Raw genomic sequence first — 17,928 nt, forward strand, 5'->3', positions numbered from 1 at the left:
GAGTGCTGAATTATGCAACAGATCGCACAGTTTTTCAAGGTATCCGAGGAACAGTTTGTCCGTGACTGGTGCGCGGCTACCCGCCGCAGCGCGGATGAGGCCAAGAAGGTCTATCAGAACATCCGGCTGCCGCGCCGCGCGACCAAAGGCTCTGCCGGCTATGATTTTTTTGCGCCGGAAAGCTTTACGCTTGTTCCGCACGAGACCATCCTTATTCCGACCGGTATTCGCGTTATGATCGAGGACGGCTGGGTGCTGAGCCTGTACCCGCGTTCCGGTCTGGGCTTCCGTCACCGTCTGCAGCTCGACAATACGGTCGGTATTATCGACAGCGACTACTTTGAGGCTAAAAATGAAGGACATATTCTCATTAAGATGACCAGCGACGATCACAAGGGCAAGACCCTTTCGGTTGCCGCCGGCGACGGCTTTGCACAAGGTATTTTCCTGCCGTTCGGTATCACCGTGGACGATGAGGCTGACGGTGAACGCACCGGCGGCTTCGGTAGCACGACTGAAAAGAAGTAACGATTTCATAAACAGCCAAAAGCGCATTCACAGAGATTTATCTGCGAATGCGCTTTTTCTTATGCCCTGTTTACATGAAACAGGCAGCACAGGATCCCGCGTAAGCACTTGGGACTTTTCCATACAACGACCTTCATCATGCCTTACCCTCCTTCAGCACTGCAGCAGGAACAGCCCTGCCGCGATCACTGCCAGTGCAATCAGCCACACCGGCAGACAGGATGGGAGCAGACTGCCCAGAAGCAAGCCTGTTCCAAACATAAATACGGCAAGGCCGATTGCCTGACCACGGCAGAACATAGCGCATCACGCTCCTGTTACCAGTATAAGCAGCGAGGATGGAAAATGTGACAGCAAAGCGAAAACGATCTGCTCATATTTTACACAAGCGCTTCATATGGTAATGCAGGAGCAGCGGTGAAACCAAAGGAGGCAGCATCAATGGAACTGAATCAAACAAGCATCTGCTACTATGAAAAGAAATTAGCGCATATCTCTGTGGCGACAGAGAGTGCGGATTCGATTGTGCCGGACACGTTTCCAGATATCGGACGAATCGTGTGCGCATATGGTACGGCGGTCATCAAGGACCAGACTCCGCAGAATGGTCGCCTGTTGGTATCTGGCACCGTGCAGACGACCGTACTGTACGAACCGGAAAACGGCGGTAAACTGCGTCGGCTCTCCGTGCCGGTCACGTTTGCACATATTGAGGAATGCGAGGGTGTCTCGGCAGAATCTGTCTGCAGCACCGTGTGCCGCATTGCTGCGGTAGAGGCCGAAGCTATGAACAGCCGCAAGGTGTGCGTCAGCGTTCAGCTTTGCCTTTTAACCGAAGGCTACTGCAAAGTAGAGTGCGACGTGACAGAATCGGTCGAACTGGACAGCATAGAATGCCTGAGCCATTTGCAGAGCATAACGCTGCTGGAGCAGGTACGCAGTTATCCGGTGACAATACTGGACGACATACAGCTTGCGGATGCAGCGGAGCTGTCCCTTCTGCACACCGACTGCACGATGCAGGTATCCGAGTGCCGCGCCATGCATGGCAGAATCATCGTGAAAGGTGAAGCGATACTGCACTGTCTTGCCATGCAGGAGGATGATGCTGTGCGCGTACTGAACAACAGCACGCCGTTCACGCAGATTCTCGAGTTGCCAGAAGCAGAAGAAGGCGCCCTGACCGCAGTTCATATGACCGTATCCGAGGCAGACTGCCGATTGGAATCCGATGGCATGTTGTCCTGCACCATCGGCGCACAGGCAATAGTACTGCTGCGGCAGGAGCGCAAGCTGCGCTGCATCGAGGATATGTATCTGCCCGGCAAGGTGCTTGCTGCACAGGCAGAACATCCTGTATTGCAGAATATGCCGTCCGCGCAGCCGTTTACCGCCGAAGGCAGTGAGACTTTGCAGACTGCACAGCATGTTTCTCATGTGATTGCCGCGCAGGCGGTCTGCTGCGGCGCAAAGCGCGTATCGGAGAGCGAGCTGCAGGTCAAAGCCGGTGTTCGTGTGCTGTATTTGAGTGATGAACAGCAGCTTTGCGCAGTACAGCGTATTGTACCGCTGACCATGCCGTATAGTGAGGCCGGAGAGCCGGAAGATCTTACACTTTCGGCACGCGCCACAGCGGCGGGTGAGCGCGGATTACTTTTGACTGTCAACGCAAGCGGCACTGCTGCAACACAGGAGCGCGTGACGTTCTGCTATATCTCTGCGCTGGAGATCAAGCCAAAGGAGAGCAGACATAACGGCGTAACACTGGTGCTCAGGCAAATCACCGGCGAAGAACGGCTATGGGACATTGCCAAAAACTGCGATACGACCGAGCAGGCGATTCGCTGTGCGAATGACTTGCCGGCAGAGGCAGAGCGTGTGCAGAATGCCATGCTGCTGATTCCGATTCAGGACTGAAAGGCGGGAAGAGAATGGAAAACCAGATTTACGATCAAATCAGCAGTCGCACCGGCGGTGATATTTATATTGGCGTTGTCGGTCCGGTTCGTACGGGAAAATCCACATTTATCAAGCGGTTCATGGAGACAATGGTGCTGCCGGATATGGAGAATCCCTACAAGCGGGAGCGCGCACGGGATGAATTGCCGCAGTCCGGCACCGGACGGACAATTATGACTGCCGAACCCAAATTTGTGCCGGAAGAAGCGGCGGAGATCGCTCTGCCGGAAGGCGGCGCATGCCGGGTACGGCTGGTGGACTGCGTAGGCTATCTGGTAGAGGGCGCACTCGGCGGCATGGAGGGAGATACACCGCGCATGGTATCTACACCGTGGCAGGAGGAACCCATGACACTGGCCGAAGCGGCAGAGATCGGTACACACAAGGTTATCGGTGAACACTCTACCATCGGACTGGTGGTGACGACCGATGGCAGCTTTACCGATCTACCGCGTGAAGCCTATATACCGGCAGAAAAACGCGTAATCGAGGAACTGCAGTCACTCGGCAAGCCGTTTCTCGTACTGGTAAACTCGTCAGAGCCGAATGGCGAAGCGGCACAGTGTGTATGCGCCGAGCTGCAGTCGCAGTACGGGATTGCACCGATTACGGTGAACTGTCTTGAACTGGATGAGAGCGGCATTGCGGATATTCTGCAGCAGGTGCTGTATGAATTTCCGGTCTGCGAGATTGGTTTTGTCCTTCCGCGTTATATCGGTACTCTGCCGCTGCATCATCCGGTGCAGAACAGCATTTACCAGTGCATCCGCACAGCCACCGAAGGCGGAGAAAAAATGCGCGATGTACAGAAGCTATGCCGTACCCTCGAAGAGAACGAATACGTCGAGCGGGCAAGTGTGGACAATATGGCGCTCGGCAGCGGCTCGGCGGTCGTGCATGTGGACGTACCGGAAACCGTATTCTATGGCATTGTCGGCGAGCAGACCGGCATTCAGGTGCGGGATGACGCAGATTTGATTCATGTGCTTGAGGATTTCGCTACGGTGAAACAGCAGTACGAACGGCTGCATGGTGCGCTCGATCAGGTATATCAGACCGGTTACGGCATTGTGATGCCGTCGGTGGAGGAGCTGTCGCTCGAGGAACCGGAAATCGTTCGGCAGGGAGGACGGTATGGCGTGCGTCTGCGGGCTTCTGCACCATCCATCCATATGATGCGGGCCAACATCAAAGCCGAGGTCAATCCGATCGTCGGCACGGAAAAGCAGTCGGAAGAACTGGTACACTATCTGCTCAGCGAGTTTGAGGAACAGCCGGAGAAGATTTGGGAGACCAATATTTTCGGAAAGTCGCTCAATGAACTCGTGCGTGAGGAATTGTCGCACAAATTGAGCCGTATGCCGGACGATGCTCGCGGTAAAATCCGTGAAACACTGGAAAAGATCATCAACGAAAGCGCAGGAGGACTCATCTGCATCATCCTGTGAAATCGGGCGTGCCTGCCAAAAACAGGCACGCTTTTTTAACAGAATTGTAAAGACTGTCCGCTTGTAAAGGTCGATTTGCTGTGATAAAATGTATAGTGTATAGAAATGCGCATTTGAAGGAGACTTTTACTTGACCAAACAAGTGTTTATCATAAACGGCAGCGGCGGTGTCGGCAAGGATACCGTATGCAGTGCTGCCGCGCAAAGCTGGAAGGTGCAGAACATTTCGTCCATCACACCCATTTTGCAGGTGGCCAAAGCCGCCGGATGGGACGGCACCAAAACACCGGCGGCACGTCGTTTTCTTTCGCAGCTGAAGGCAGACTGCACGGAATTCAACGACCTTCCGTTCCGCTACTGCACAGAACAGCTGCAGATATTTGCTGAAAATGATGCAGAACTGCTGTTCGTCCATATCCGGGAGCCGGAGGAAATCGAGCGCTTCCGTCAGGCGGCAGGCGTAAACTGCAAGACCATTCTCGTGCGTCGACCGACACTTGAGCAGGCACGCGGACAGCTTGGCAACCGCTCGGATGACGGTGTTGCAGCGTATACCTATGATGCGGAATTCCTCAACGACGGTTCGCTGGAGGAACTGCCCGCAAAAGTACATGACTTTTTACAGGCTCTGATCGAGAGATAACTTTCAAGATCGGGCACGGCTCTGTTTTACAGGAACAGCGCATAGAAAGGAACATCAAAATATGAGCCAGAACAAGAAGAAGTTCTTCGGCAAACACAAGCATGAACAGGAGCTTGAGCAGACACAGACGCTTCCGTCGATGTCAGAAAACGCTGCTGACAAGACCGTTCAGACGGAGGACAATACTGCACTGGAAGAAGCATCCGAAAAAGCTGATGCTGACGAAAAAAATGAGAAGGCAGAGCAGATAGCTGAATCCTTTCGCAAAAGATTTAATCGAAGCAAGTGCGTCCGCGTTATCATTGCAGCAGGATTGATTATTCTGCTGGTCGGCGGTTCGGTATTTGCTGTCATTCAGTCGCGCAATACCGGCACGGAGGACACAGTTCCGACGACTGCAGTCGTTACCTATGGCGATATTGGCACTTATATCGAGGGCAGCGGTGAAACGGCTGCACGCAACACGGAAGAACTTGGCCTGGGACTTGAGGGCAAAATCTCTCAGGTGCTGGTTTCCGAGGGAGATGAGGTGCATGCCGGTGATCCGCTGGTCGTTGTCGATCCGACCGGAATCCGCGAACAGCTGACAGCGGCACAGGCCGAATTCACGGCCGCGCAGAGTGAGTTGACCAACGCACAGGCAGCGATCACGCAGGCACAGAGCCGCATTGCCTCGGCACAGAGCCAGTACACCCACAGCAGCGCTACGGCACCGTTCAGCGGCAAGTTTATCGCATCAAGCACATTTGCGGTAGGGCAGAAGGTAAGTGCAGGACAGACCATCGGCCGTATGGTCAACGACAGCCAGATGCAGCTTGCTGTACAGTTTAGTTCGGAATATGCCAAAGATATCAAGGCCGGTCAGACGGCTACGATCTCTACCTCTGCCGGACAGGTTTCCGCTGTGGTTTCGTCGATTGATTCCACTTCCGGCAAAGGTACGTTCCTTGTCGTATTAACCGTGCAGAATCCCTCCGGTTCACTGGCGCAGGGAACGAGTGCTACCGCAACGATCAACAGCGACAGCGCCGGCACGATTTTCTCTTCCGGCTCAGGCACGCTGGACTACAGCAAGGAGCAGGTTATCACGGCACCGATCGGCGGTGAAATCACGGCCTATAACGGCTCGAACCGCACATACAGCAGCGGCGCAGTCATTATGTCAATTTCCAATGTTGCAGCGCCGGATACTTCGGACGCGCGAAGCAGTCTCACGGCTGCACAGAGCACGGCTGCAGCCGCACAGGCCAAGGTGAGCGAGATTCAGACGCGCATTCTCAAGCTGCAGCAGGAGATTCTGGATGCTACGATGACGGCTTCGATTGACGGCGTTGTCACCTCACTGAACGCAGAAGAAGGGGAGGAGACCGATGGTACCGAGCCTCTGGTTGTTGTTTCCGACCTGAACGATACCGTTGTTACGGCCGAGCTGACGACAGATGAAGTGCAGTCTGTCGAGCCTGGTCAGACGGTAACAATGAACATGTACACGATGGATGGTTCCGAGCTGCCGCTCACCGGTGTGGTTGACTCGGTTTCGCCGGAGCCGAGTCAGAACACGGGCAGTCAGGGCAGTCTGACGACTTTTAAGGCAATTATCACGGTTGATTCTATCGAAGGTCAGGCGATTTCCAGCGGCATGATGGTCGATTACAAAATTGCAGTTGCCGAATCGGACAGCTGCCTGATGGTACCGACTTCCGCTATCGTTCACACGGCGGATGGCAGTACGGGTGTATTCACCAAAACGCTCATCGACAAGGACGGCAACGAAATTCCGTTCGATGATACACTGCCGATTCCGGACGGCATGGAAGCACCCGAAGGTTATCAGCTGGTAGCGGTGGAAACCGGCGTTTCAGATGCGAACAATACCGAAATTTTCTGGGGCATCGATGAAGGTGCAACAGTTTATCTGAATGCCACACCAAATACATCAAACGCGGTAACTGATGAGGAAAATACAGCATATAACAGCTGATAAGTAGTATAAAGCACGGATTTTGTTTTAGAAACAGAAACCGTGCTTTCCTTTATTTCTTGCAAACTGGCATTATAAAATAATTATAATCTGAATATTTTAACATATTCAGATTAGGCGTATAATGCGTTCATACACCAAACAACAAAGGAGTCTGAACGACATGAGCGTACAGTATAAGCTGAACAAGGAGCTGGCCCAGATGCTGAAGGGCGGCGTCATTATGGACGTAACCACACCGGAGCAGGCGAAGATTGCCGAAGCAGCAGGCGCATGTGCAGTTATGGCATTGGAGCGCATTCCGGCTGATATCCGTGCAGCAGGCGGTGTTTCCCGTATGAGCGACCCGAAGATGATTCGCGGTATTCAGGAAGCGGTTTCCATTCCAGTTATGGCAAAGTGCCGTATCGGTCACTTTGTTGAGGCACAGGTGCTGGAAGCAATCGAGATCGACTATATCGACGAGAGTGAAGTGCTGTCTCCGGCGGACGATGTATACCACATTGATAAGACACAGTTCAAGGTTCCGTTTGTATGCGGTGCGCGTGATCTGGGTGAAGCTCTGCGCCGCATCGCTGAAGGCGCAGCAATGATCCGTACCAAGGGTGAGCCGGGCACAGGTGATGTTGTGCAGGCAGTTCGTCACATGCGCGCTATGAACGCAGAAATTCGCCGTGTGCAGAATCTGCGTGAGGATGAGCTGTTTGAGGCCGCAAAGCAACTGCAGGTTCCGGTTGAACTGCTCCGCAGTGTGCATGAAAATGGCCGACTGCCGGTCGTAAACTTTGCAGCAGGCGGCGTTGCAACTCCGGCTGACGCAGCACTGATGATGCAGCTTGGCGCAGAAGGCGTATTCGTTGGTTCGGGCATCTTCAAGTCTGGCGATCCGGCAAAGCGTGCTGCAGCAATCGTAAAGGCGGTTACTAACTACACCGATGCAAAGCTGATCGCAGAACTGTCTACCGATCTGGGTGAAGCAATGGTTGGCATTAACGAGAACGAAATCGCATTGCTGATGGCAGAGCGAGGCAAGTAAAATGGCAGTTGGAATTCTGGCGCTGCAGGGCGCCTTTGCAGAGCATGCCGCAGTGCTGGATAAACTCGGCGTACCGCACTTCGAAATTCGCCAGAAGCGCGATTTGGATCAGCCGATGAATGGTTTGATTATTCCAGGTGGGGAAAGCACAGTAATGAATAAACTCTTGCGCGAGTTGGATTTGTATGATACGCTGCGTGAGCAGATTCAAAACGGACTTCCTGTATTCGGAACCTGTGCCGGTCTGATTCTGTTGGCTAAGCAGATTGATGGCGGCATACCATGCTTCAGTGTGATGGATATTCGCGTAAAGCGTAATGCCTATGGCAGGCAGCTTGGCAGTTTTTTCACGGATGATCGGTTTGGCAGTATCGAGAGAATCCCGATGACATTCATTCGCGCACCATATATTGAGAGCGTAGGAAATAATGTCGAGGTGCTATCCATTGTTGACAGTAATATTGTTGCCGCGCAGCAGGATAATATGCTCGTGACCGCATTTCATCCGGAATTAGATAAGGATTTGACGGTGCATCAGCATTTCATTCGGATGGTTGAGCAGTTTCGGTTGAAGAATGCAGGATAACTAAAATAAGCGGCTCTGTATGAGCCGTTTACAGTCTGTCGAAAAACCCAGTTGCCCATTAAGCGGCAACTAGGTTTCTATCACATATACAACAGAAAATAGACAGGTCCTTAGGACTCCATTGCTACTGCAATGTGTGACGGAAATGTGTGACGGAGCCGGATCCGATGCTGAGTATGCTGGAATGGCTGTGCACAGAGCTCATGGAGGTCGAGGTGGACCAGCAGCTAGGAGCAGAGAAAAGTCAGCGCATTGTCAGCATGGTGGTACTTATCGTGTGCGGTGTGGATGAAAACGGCCATAGGATATCATTGCCGTTGAATCTATGGCCGAAGAATCCGGAAGCTCCTATGGAGTGCTGTTTCAGAATCTGGAGGACCGTAGTCTGTCCACGCCTAGGCTTATCATTTCAGATGCACACGCCGGACTGGTTTCGGCAATTCGTGAATCCTTTCCCGACGCCTCATGGCAGCGCTGCAAGGTGCATTTCATGTGGAATATTCTGGCCTATGTGCCGCAGAAAGAGAAGAAATCCTAATCGTATTCGTGAAGCAAGGCGACGTTCCGGTGTTTCAACGCTTAAAATTGCTTCGGCGCTCGGTATCTGCCGTGATACGGTCTATCGCTGGGAACGTGGCGAAACATTATTTTCGTCCAGCGTCCTGTTGAATCTGGGGGACATTTTTGGTGTAACTTGTGATTGGCTGGTATGTCGTAGCGATGACCCGTATAAAACAGTTGACGAGGTAGGCATTCGTAGTGTAGAATCTAATTTAGACATAGTAATCTAATTATACAAAATAAAGATTTTGTATAATTAACAAACCATCTATCTAATAACAACTAATAATTAACTGTTTTCATCCTATTTTCTCCAGATACTCTATCATATCAGCCACAGCACGATCATTATTAGAACTTACCATCACATTTACATTTCGCAGCACTTCCGGCTCTGCATTGGCTGGTGCAAACGAAATCTGAGCTTCTTGCAGCATGGATTCATCATTGTAGCTGTCGCCAATAGCAAATACACGTTCAACGTCCGGTAAGTATTCAACAATACTCCGTAGAGCCGAACCCTTATTCACACCAGCGGCTGTGATTTCACAGAATGTCGGCATGCTGGATGTCACATCAAATACATGCGGATACCGAATCAGTAAATCCTGCGTCAGTGCGGTGATTGGTGCCGGTTCACCGGTAAAATTGACCGTACACCAATCCGCAGTTGCGCTTTTTGCAAACTGCTCATTAGAAAACATCTGATAATCTAAATGCAGCTTGTGCATGTGCTGCAGCGTGTGATCGCTCATTTGACGAATCAGCGCTGTTTCGGCGGTAAAAATCTCGCATCCAAATTGTGAATTATTTAACAATACATACTCAATCATTTCTTTCGTCTCGTACGGCATACCGGAGCAATGCAAAATCTGGCGATTTTCATCGCAAATCAATGAACCATTCATCACACTGTATGGCGCATTGACCGGCAACTGAGCTATATATGTGCCAATAGCATGAGGAGAACGGCCGGTCGCAAGCGACAGCCGTCCTCCCTTTTTCGTAAAATATTGTAATGCGCGCAGATTTTCTTCCGGAATTTGCTTTGAATCATCAAGCAGCGTACCATCCATATCGCAGGCCAACAGCATACCCTTAAACTTTTTCATTGCATACGCTCCAATTTATCAAGAACTTCAGTAAAATATTGTGGTAGCGATGCCGAAAAATCCATTCGCTCCCCTGTTCTCGGGTGCGTGAGCGTCAGCTTCGCTGCATGCAGACATTGACCGCCGATATTGGAAAACCGGTCTTTTTTCAGTCCGTACACCGGATCACCGATAATCGGATGACCAATAGACGCCATATGTACACGAATCTGGTGCGTACGTCCAGTCTCGAGCTGAAACGCCATATGTGTGTAGCCGTTATACCGTTTGATGACAGTATAATGCGTGATTGCCTCCCGTCCGCCTTCCACGATTGCCATTTTTTTTCGATCAGTCTTGTGACGGGCAATCGGCTTATCCACCGTTCCCGTATCATCCTTAACAGAACCAACCACAATCGCTTCATAGCCGCGATATGCCGTATGCGCCGCAATCTGAGCCGCCAGACTCTGATGTGCGGCGTCATTTTTCGCCACAACGAGCAGACCACTGGTATCCTTATCTATACGATGCACAATGCCCGGTCGATGTTCACCGTTAATACCAGACAGGCTGTCACCACAGTGGTACATCAATGCATTAACCAACGTGCCGTCCCAGTTGCCAGCCGCAGGATGCACAACCATGCCGCGCGGCTTGTTGACCACCACAATATCCGCATCCTCATAAACGATATCCAGCGGAATATTCTCCGGCTTGAGATCAACTTCCTTTAACTCCGGGAGTTGAACCGTAACCGCCTCGCCGCCGACCAGCTTGTAATTTTTCTTGAGCGGCTGACCGTTACAGCTTACTGCCTGCTCTGACAACAGATTCTGCGCCGCAGAGCGGGTCAGTCCTTCAATCTGCTCTGCCAGCCAGCTGTCGATACGCTTGCCGGATTGCTCTGCCGGAACTGTAAATTGTAATTCACTCATGGTTACTTCTCCGCTTCGCTTGTCTCCTTGTGCTGAAACATAAAATATAGCACAAACAGTACGCCACCTACACAAATGAAGATATCTGCCACATTAAATACCGGGAAATGAATCAGACGGAAGTCAAACATATCGACAACAAAACCGCGTGCTACACGATCAATGGCGTTGCCGAGTGCGCCTGCCGCTACCAGAATCAGCGACCAGCAGCCAAGCTGAGTCTGCAGCATATTCCTGTAAATCGCTGTGAAAATGGCAATTGTAATCACAATGGCCAATACAACAAAAATCCAGCGTGAATCAAACTGCGCGAACAGGCTGAATGCTGCACCGCGGTTCTCAATATAGGTCAAGTGAAACACACCATTGATCAACGGAATGGTCTGCTGTGCCTGCAGGGATGTAAACGCCCAGTATTTCACTGCCTGATCTGCCGCGATCATCAGCAAGATTGCACAAATATAAATCGGCATTTTCTACCTCCAAAACAAAAAGGAGGAACAGAATTGCTCTGCTCCCCCTTGGATTCTTCTTTTAACCTACAACCTTGGCACAGCGAGCACACAGCCCCGGATGCTTTGCATCAGAACCAACGGTCTTAGCCTGCTTCCAGCAGCGCAGGCACTTCTCACCTGCTGCGCGGGCAACAGCAATCTTCAGACCCGGCAGATTCTCGCTTGCAGCGCCCTCGCCGTCACCGGCAACCACATCAAGTTCGGAAACGATGCACAGATCAGCCAGATCCTGACCACAGCCGTTCAGGAATGCAGCCTGCTCAGCGTCAGCGTAAACAGTAACGCATGCTTCCAGCGGCTTGCCGATGGTCTTAGCGGTACGCGCACCCTCGAGCGCCTTGTTTACGTCATCGCGGAATGCGGTCAGCTTGTCCCACTTAGCACGATCCTCATCGCTGAAGGACAAAGCCTCGTCAGCCTGCGGCATCTCGTTATATGCTACGTTGCGAGCATCATCCTCAGCAGCGTGCGGCATAGCCTGCCAGATTTCGTCTGCGGTAAAGCACAGAATCGGAGACAGCATGCGAACCAGCGCACTCAGAATACGATAGATCGTAGTCTGTGCAGAGCGGCGGCTCAGACCATCGGTCTCATCGCAGTACAGACGATCCTTGATCACATCAAGGTAGAAGTTGGACATATCAACAACACAGAAATTATGAATTGCATGGAATACGGTGTGGAATTCGTAGCTATCATATCCCTCACGAACCTTTGCAGCAAGGTCGTTCAGCTTCATCAATGCCCACTTATCCAACTCCGGCATATCTGCGTATGCAACAGCGTTGGTCTTAGGATCAAAGTCAAACAGATTGCCCAGAATGTAGCGAGCCGTGTTACGGATCTTGAGGTAGTTCTGAGACAGATGCTTGAGCATGTCCTTGGAAATACGCATATCCTGACGGTAGTCAGAAGAAGCAACCCACAGACGCATTACGTCTGCGCCATACTGCTTGAGGATATCCTCCGGAGCAATACCATTGCCCAGAGACTTGGACATCTTCTGGCGCTCCTCATCAACAATCATACCGTGGGTGATAACCGTCTTGTACGGAGCCTTGCCCTGTGTAGCAATAGAAGTCAGCATCGAGGACTGGAACCAGCCGCGATACTGGTCGTTGCCTTCCAGATATACGTCAACCGGGGTCTTCTGGCCTTCGCGGTTCTCGATAACAGCGCGCCAAGAGGAACCGGAATCGAACCATACATCCATGGTATCGGTTTCCTTGTCGAACTCGCTGCAGCCGCACTCACACTTGGTGCCTGCCGGCAGAATCTCAGCAGCCGCCATGTCGAACCATGCGTTGGAGCCCTTTTCACGGAACAGATCAGCAACGGTCTTAATCGTCTGCTCATTTACCAGCGGCTTGCCGCACTTCTTGCAGGTGAAGATCGGAATCGGAACACCCCAAACACGCTGACGGGAAATACACCAGTCGGAACGCTCACGGATCATGGAGGTCATGCGCTCCTGACCCCAGCCGGGAATCCACTTGATGTCCTCACAAGCCTTGACTGCGTCATCCTTGAGCGCATCAACAGAGCAGAACCACTGCTCTGTAGTGCGGAAGATGATCGGATTTTTGCAGCGCCAGCAATGCGGATAGCTGTGCACGATGTCCTCAGTTGCGAGAAGTGCGCCGCAGTCATCCAGATCCTTGAGGATAACCTCGTTGGAATCGTCAACAAACATACCCTCGTACTTGCCGGATTCGGCGGTGTGACGGCCCTTGCCGTCAACCGGAACGATAATCGGGATGTTGTACCTCTGGCAAACGATAAAGTCATCAGCACCAAAGCCCGGAGCGGTATGAACACAGCCGGTACCGGCATCGAGCGTTACATGGTCACCGGTGATAACCAGAGAATCACGGTCGAACAGCGGGTGCTTGGTCTTGATCAGCTCCAGATCAGAGCCGAGAACGGTTGCGAGAACTTCCCAGCTGTCAATGCCGGCAGTCTTCATAACAGAAGCAACCAGTTCCTTAGCCAGAACATAAACCTCGCCGTTCGGAACCTTAACGAAATCGTACTCGAAGTTCGGGTTCAGAGAAATTGCAAGGTTGCCCGGAATGGTCCAGGTAGTGGTGGTCCAAATTACGAAATATACATTCTCCTTGGTACCAAGCAGCTTGGTGATGACACCCTTATCATCGGTTACAGCGAACTTTACAAAGATAGACTTACACGGAACATCCTTGTACTCAATCTCTGCCTCAGCCAGTGCGGTCTCGTCGTGCGGGCACCAGTAAACCGGCTTCTGACCCTTGTAGATGTAACCCTTCTTAGCCATCTCGCCGAAAATCTCAATCTGAGCAGCCTCGTAATCGTGGGTCAGGGTCAGGTACGGACGATCCCAGTCGCCGATAACGCCCAGACGCTTAAACTGGGTACGCTGGGTATTGACATGATCGTGTGCGAACTCTTCACACTTGGAGCGGAACTCCGCAGTGGAAACCTTGCTGCGATCCATGCCGTAAGCCTTGATTGCCTGACGCTCAATCGGAAGACCATGGGTATCCCAGCCCGGAATGTACGGAGCCTGATAACCCATCATATTGCGCGAACGCAGAATAAAATCCTTGAGGATCTTATTCAGTGCATGACCCATATGCAGATTGCCGTTTGCATATGGAGGGCCGTCGTGCAGAACGAAAAGCGGCTTGCCTTCGTTCTTCTTCATCAGTTCATGGTAGAGGTCGTTCTTCTCCCAGTTTTCCAGAAAACCCGGCTCGCGCTTCGGCAGACCGGCACGCATCGGGAATTCGGTTTTGGGCAAATTGATCGTGTTGTTGTAATCCTGCTGCATTGTGCAGTATTCAGTCCTTTCGCTTATTTACTTAACGTCCTTCGGGTCGTATTCAGTGCCGAACTGCAGTTCGCCGAAGTCGAATTTACGCGTTGCATCTTCCACTGGTGCATCGCCCTTCCCAGTCGCATTTGTGTTCTTTGCATCTTCAGTCTGCTGTACCGGAGCGAGGTTTTCGCCCTTCGCCAACTCTGCCAGTGCTCTTGCCTGCGACTGATACAGCTTTGCTACATGAGCGATGAACTCAGCAGTGTTCTTGCGGGCAGTCTCCAGTTTCTGTTCCTCGGTGTTGATTTCCGCCTGGGTGTCTTTCACCTTGTTTGCGGTTTCATCCTTCGCAGAAGCAATGATCTCCTCTGCTTCCTTCTTTGCCTTGTCGATTGTCTCCTGTGCAATCGACTGAGCGGTCAGTAGGGTACGGTGCATTCCTTCTTCAACACCGCGGTATTCTTCAATTTTATCGACCAGCACCTTCATTTTTGCCTTCATAGCAGCGTTTTCCTTCTGCATCGCTGCAAATTCCTCTGCAACACGCTCGAGAAAAGTATCGACAGACTTCATGTCATATCCGCCGAAAACTGCTTTTTCAAAGCCGATTTCTTGTATTTCCTGCACCGTCATATGTTTTTCCTCCGTTTTTATATCATTTGCCGTACTGACACGGAAAAATGGTCGGGCTGCGCCCGACCAAAATCAGCGCCGTTTGTCCGGCAGGCTTAAAGCATATATACCATTTGTTCTAAAACAATCAGAACAAAAAATGCCAGCATAAACGCAAAATCAAACGGACAATTCCGCAGTGCGCTCACGCGGCTCAGCAGACTGCGAAAAGGTTGAATGAGCGGCTCGGTAACAAGGCACAGAAACTCGTAGATTTTTGAGTCGCTGCCCTGTACGAACCAACTCATGATTGCCCGTGCAAAAAACATAAACTGCAGAATGCGCAATAAGCTTCCTACGAAATATATTACCAAGCTGTTCACGATAGTACTCACGATCTGCGCTTAGAAATACATACCGCTGTTTTCCAGTTCATCGATCAGATCGCCCATAATATCAACATTGTAGGGTGTGATAATATAGGTGCTGTTTGCGACCTTCTTGATCTTGCCTTCGTTTGCATATGCAACACCGCTGAGGAAGTCCACCAGGCGACGGGCAATATCCTTGTTGGTCTGCTCCAGATTGAGGACAACCGTACGCTTGTCCTTGAGATGATCTGCAATCTCTGCAGCCGCCTCAAAGCGATCCGGCTTGACCAGAACCACAGCCAGCTGTGTAGTAGTATTGATGTTTACAACCTTATCGCTGCGATCGTGACGGCGCACCTGAGGCGCGTCCTGTGCATCGCTGTCGTACGAACGGTCATAGGATCTTCTATTGTAAGATGATGGCTCGCTATCCATCGCAGGTTCTTCGTTTCTCTGACGGGGCATCTCGTCTTCGTAGTCGTCCTCCAACTCGCTGCCCTTTACCCAATCAATAAAGCCTTTGATTGAACCCATGCCAAGTTCCTCCTTATGTTTTAAGGCGAAACGATCTGATACGGCCGTTTGCCAAAGATCGCCGTGCCCACGCGAACCATGTTCGCTCCGCACGCAATCGCCGTTTCAAAATCATTCGTCATTCCCATAGACAAATAATCCATATCTACATTATCGTATTTTTTCGTCAAAATGTCAATAAATACTTGACGCATTTCGGTAAAGTAGTTTGAATTTTTTGTTTTTTCATCTGCAACGGGAGGAATTGCCATCAATCCGCGGATATGAAGTGACTTTTTTGCGCTCAATTTCACGATCGCATCGTGCAGTTCTTCGGGCGGAAGACCGCTTTTTGCGGCTTCTCTGCCGATATTTACCTCCAGAAGAATATCCTGACAAACACCGCGCTTCTCGGCTTCCTTAGCGATAGCCTCGCCGAGATGAACCGAGCCGACTGACTGAATCAGCGAAACCTTGCCGATCAGGTACTTGACCTTGTTGGTCTGCAGCGTGCCGATAAACTGAAGGTCTGCGCCATCGTAGGCGTCCTGTTCATACTTCTCCTGCAGCTCCTGCACACGGTTTTCACCGCACACGCGGATTCCTGCTTCGATAGCCACCTGCACGCGCTCGGCGTCATTCATTTTGGTCGCAGCCACCAGCGTAATTTCACTGGGATCGCGCCCTGCCTGCACGGCGGCATTGTTGACGCGCTCGATCACAGATTTTACGCGTTCCTGCAGTTCTTTCTTTTCTTGCTCCGTCATGTTTTCACCACCATATTGTTTTGCAGATTTTTACCTTGAACGATAACCTGGTCTCGCTCGACCAGCATATCGGAGTCGGTCGCACTCTGTTTGACGACATAATAATCGTCCGCCTCAAACAGCTCGTTGATCATTTTGAATTTCTGTATCGAGCCGCTCAGGATGAACACGCCGGGGATTTGCGTGGTCTTTCCGTCGCTGTCTGTTTGTTCCTGCACGCGGACGGCACTCTTCGGCACCTTGAGTCCGGTGTAGGTCGCAATGATAATTTCGATTGGCTGTTCGCGCATGGAAACCATTTCACTGCTGAATTCTGTGCCTTCCATCACCAGCAGAGCTGTATCGCTGTCACCTTGATGGTTGATGGAATGCACGGTTACTTTGGATTCCATCGAAGCCTGCGTAAAGTTTACCGTCAGCTCCTGACCGACCTGCAGACGCTCGGCCTGCTCGGCCGGAATCTTAGCTGCCAGATACCAGTTGAATCCCTTGACGATCTTGCCGAGCGAATTGCTGTTCTCAGCAGACGGCTGCTGCGCAACGGTCTTGTCAAACTGCTCCACGGTCATCTCATCCAGTGAGGATGGCACGAGAATACTCTCGTATCCATCCACTACCTCGGAGAAATATCCGGACGAAGATGCAGTAAGTTCCGTGGTCCTGCCGGTAAGCTGATGCTCAAGCGAGGACTGCTCAGAAACCAAAGCGTCACGTTCGGCAGATACCTCGTTGGTATCCACATTGCCTGCCTCTCGGCGCAGCGACAGCGTGCGCAGCGAACTTGCGGCGGATGCGACCGAAGAACCGCTGCCTTCCTTCACCTGCTCGGCCAGCTGCTCGATCGTCAGCGTGATGACCTGATCCAGCTTTGCGATGTTTGAGCTGTCCGATGCGGACTGCAGCGCCGTATCCAGAAGAGAAATACGTTCCTCCAGCGGATCGAGCTGTCGGCTCAGGTCCATAGATTCCTGATCGGAATAGATGATCGCCAGCGGTGCGTCCTGCTGTACGCGTTCACCGCTGTACACGATGTGCTTGACCGAGCTTCCCGTGGCATTGTCGATCGGTTCTTCATCGCGGAAGAACCAGCCATCGCTCGTAAAGCTGTCATTAACTGTGACATGCAGAGCCGGTGTGGTCTCCGGTGCAGCCGAAAAAGCGTTAGAAAGACGGCCTCCCAGATAAATCACCATCAGCACCGCCGCAATGATAAATACAACGCGGTTTCCGCCGTCATTCCGCCGTTTTCGCGGCTTGGATTTTGTGCTTTTTGTCTGTTGTCCCATGTAAAGACCTCGTATATGTTCACTGTTCCGCACGCTCCCCTCTCGGTGCATGGAGATCGACTCTATGCTGTGGGATCAGAGTAGAGATTGCGTGCTTATAGATCATTTGCTGTTTTCCGTCGCTCTCCAAAATCACAACGAAGCTGTCGAATCCGCGGACAATACCGCGCATCTGAAACCCGTTCGTTAAAAATACGGTAATGTTCTGCGCCTGCTGCCGCAGTGCACTGAGCATTCTGTCCTGTAAGTTGATTTCGTTTCGCACAATGATTCCTCCAGTTGAAATTACAATTTAT

At 51.6% G+C, this 17,928-nt stretch carries 20 protein-coding genes; 9 read left to right on the forward strand and 11 right to left on the reverse strand.

Annotation, left to right across the window (positions count from 1 at the left end):
- Positions 1-12 precede the first annotated feature (12 nt).
- On the forward strand, positions 13-528 hold the full coding sequence (locus tag PGS25_RS05325) for a deoxyuridine 5'-triphosphate nucleotidohydrolase (RefSeq protein WP_118285774.1): 516 nt from the start codon (positions 13-15) through the stop codon (positions 526-528).
- Between the two features lie 153 nt (positions 529-681).
- On the opposite strand, the gene PGS25_RS05330 is transcribed toward PGS25_RS05325, so the two are convergent.
- The gene (locus tag PGS25_RS05330) at positions 682-828 is read right to left on the reverse strand and encodes a hypothetical protein (protein WP_158557213.1); all 147 of its coding nucleotides are present in this window, start codon (positions 826-828) and stop codon (positions 682-684) included.
- Between the two features lie 141 nt (positions 829-969).
- Here PGS25_RS05330 and PGS25_RS05335 point away from each other — a divergent pair, with 141 nt between their 5' ends.
- From PGS25_RS05335 to PGS25_RS15725, 8 genes are all read left to right on the forward strand, one after another.
- Positions 970-2,445: a DUF3794 domain-containing protein gene (locus PGS25_RS05335; protein ID WP_270417917.1), complete on the forward strand. Its 1,476-nt coding sequence runs from the start codon at positions 970-972 to the stop codon at positions 2,443-2,445.
- 14 nt (positions 2,446-2,459) lie between these two features.
- The gene (gene spoIVA, locus PGS25_RS05340) at positions 2,460-3,935 is read left to right on the forward strand and encodes a stage IV sporulation protein A (protein ID WP_270417918.1); all 1,476 of its coding nucleotides are present in this window, start codon (positions 2,460-2,462) and stop codon (positions 3,933-3,935) included.
- A 130-nt stretch (positions 3,936-4,065) separates the two neighbouring features.
- Entirely contained in the window at positions 4,066-4,578 is a 513-nt protein-coding gene (locus PGS25_RS05345; RefSeq protein WP_118729857.1) for a hypothetical protein, read from the forward strand.
- A 61-nt stretch (positions 4,579-4,639) separates the two neighbouring features.
- Positions 4,640-6,559 (forward strand): HlyD family secretion protein, encoded by a 1,920-nt coding sequence (locus PGS25_RS05350; RefSeq protein ID WP_270417919.1) that lies wholly within the window; start codon positions 4,640-4,642, stop codon positions 6,557-6,559.
- 163 nt (positions 6,560-6,722) lie between these two features.
- Positions 6,723-7,595, forward strand: a complete 873-nt coding sequence (pdxS, locus tag PGS25_RS05355; protein WP_110436780.1) for a pyridoxal 5'-phosphate synthase lyase subunit PdxS — start codon at positions 6,723-6,725, stop codon at positions 7,593-7,595.
- 1 nt (position 7,596) lies between these two features.
- Entirely contained in the window at positions 7,597-8,181 is a 585-nt protein-coding gene (gene pdxT, locus PGS25_RS05360; RefSeq protein WP_270417920.1) for a pyridoxal 5'-phosphate synthase glutaminase subunit PdxT, read from the forward strand.
- A 355-nt stretch (positions 8,182-8,536) separates the two neighbouring features.
- Positions 8,537-8,719 carry a transposase gene (locus tag PGS25_RS05365; protein ID WP_442865238.1) on the forward strand — a complete coding sequence of 61 codons (183 nt, stop codon included), beginning with the start codon at positions 8,537-8,539 and terminating at the stop codon, positions 8,717-8,719.
- Positions 8,691-8,972 (forward strand): helix-turn-helix domain-containing protein, encoded by a 282-nt coding sequence (locus PGS25_RS15725; protein WP_442865239.1) that lies wholly within the window; start codon positions 8,691-8,693, stop codon positions 8,970-8,972. The genes PGS25_RS05365 and PGS25_RS15725 overlap by 29 nt, the downstream gene beginning before the upstream one ends.
- Before the next feature lie 69 nt (positions 8,973-9,041).
- On the opposite strand, the gene PGS25_RS05370 is transcribed toward PGS25_RS15725, so the two are convergent.
- From PGS25_RS05370 to hfq, 10 genes are all read right to left on the reverse strand, one after another.
- Positions 9,042-9,854 carry an HAD family hydrolase gene (locus PGS25_RS05370; RefSeq protein WP_270417921.1) on the reverse strand — a complete coding sequence of 271 codons (813 nt, stop codon included), beginning with the start codon at positions 9,852-9,854 and terminating at the stop codon, positions 9,042-9,044.
- Positions 9,851-10,771, reverse strand: a complete 921-nt coding sequence (locus PGS25_RS05375) for an RluA family pseudouridine synthase (RefSeq protein ID WP_270417922.1) — start codon at positions 10,769-10,771, stop codon at positions 9,851-9,853. The genes PGS25_RS05370 and PGS25_RS05375 overlap by 4 nt, the downstream gene beginning before the upstream one ends.
- Before the next feature lie 2 nt (positions 10,772-10,773).
- On the reverse strand, positions 10,774-11,244 hold the full coding sequence (lspA, locus tag PGS25_RS05380; RefSeq protein ID WP_270417923.1) for a signal peptidase II: 471 nt from the start codon (positions 11,242-11,244) through the stop codon (positions 10,774-10,776).
- Positions 11,245-11,305: 61 nt separating this feature from the next.
- Entirely contained in the window at positions 11,306-14,095 is a 2,790-nt protein-coding gene (gene ileS, locus PGS25_RS05385; RefSeq protein ID WP_270417924.1) for an isoleucine--tRNA ligase, read from the reverse strand.
- Positions 14,096-14,122: 27 nt separating this feature from the next.
- The gene (locus PGS25_RS05390; RefSeq protein WP_117488033.1) at positions 14,123-14,716 is read right to left on the reverse strand and encodes a DivIVA domain-containing protein; all 594 of its coding nucleotides are present in this window, start codon (positions 14,714-14,716) and stop codon (positions 14,123-14,125) included.
- A 95-nt stretch (positions 14,717-14,811) separates the two neighbouring features.
- Positions 14,812-15,090 (reverse strand): YggT family protein, encoded by a 279-nt coding sequence (locus PGS25_RS15730; protein ID WP_147358098.1) that lies wholly within the window; start codon positions 15,088-15,090, stop codon positions 14,812-14,814.
- A gap of 9 nt (positions 15,091-15,099) precedes the next feature.
- Positions 15,100-15,600 carry a cell division protein SepF gene (locus PGS25_RS05395; protein ID WP_243022707.1) on the reverse strand — a complete coding sequence of 167 codons (501 nt, stop codon included), beginning with the start codon at positions 15,598-15,600 and terminating at the stop codon, positions 15,100-15,102.
- A gap of 20 nt (positions 15,601-15,620) precedes the next feature.
- The gene (locus tag PGS25_RS05400; protein WP_118729850.1) at positions 15,621-16,346 is read right to left on the reverse strand and encodes a YggS family pyridoxal phosphate-dependent enzyme; all 726 of its coding nucleotides are present in this window, start codon (positions 16,344-16,346) and stop codon (positions 15,621-15,623) included.
- Complete coding sequence (locus PGS25_RS05405) at positions 16,343-17,632, reverse strand: HlyD family efflux transporter periplasmic adaptor subunit (RefSeq protein ID WP_270417925.1); 1,290 nt, start codon at positions 17,630-17,632, stop codon at positions 16,343-16,345. The genes PGS25_RS05400 and PGS25_RS05405 overlap by 4 nt, the downstream gene beginning before the upstream one ends.
- Positions 17,633-17,651: 19 nt before the next feature.
- A complete protein-coding gene (gene hfq, locus PGS25_RS05410; RefSeq protein ID WP_199667438.1) occupies positions 17,652-17,900 on the reverse strand; it encodes an RNA chaperone Hfq in 249 nt (82 codons plus the stop codon).
- Between the last annotated feature and the right edge of the window lie 28 nt (positions 17,901-17,928).

It is taken from the genome of Butyricicoccus sp. AM78-15b2TA, from assembly GCF_027665985.1.
Classification (GTDB): domain Bacteria; phylum Bacillota; class Clostridia; order Oscillospirales; family Butyricicoccaceae; genus Agathobaculum; species Agathobaculum butyriciproducens.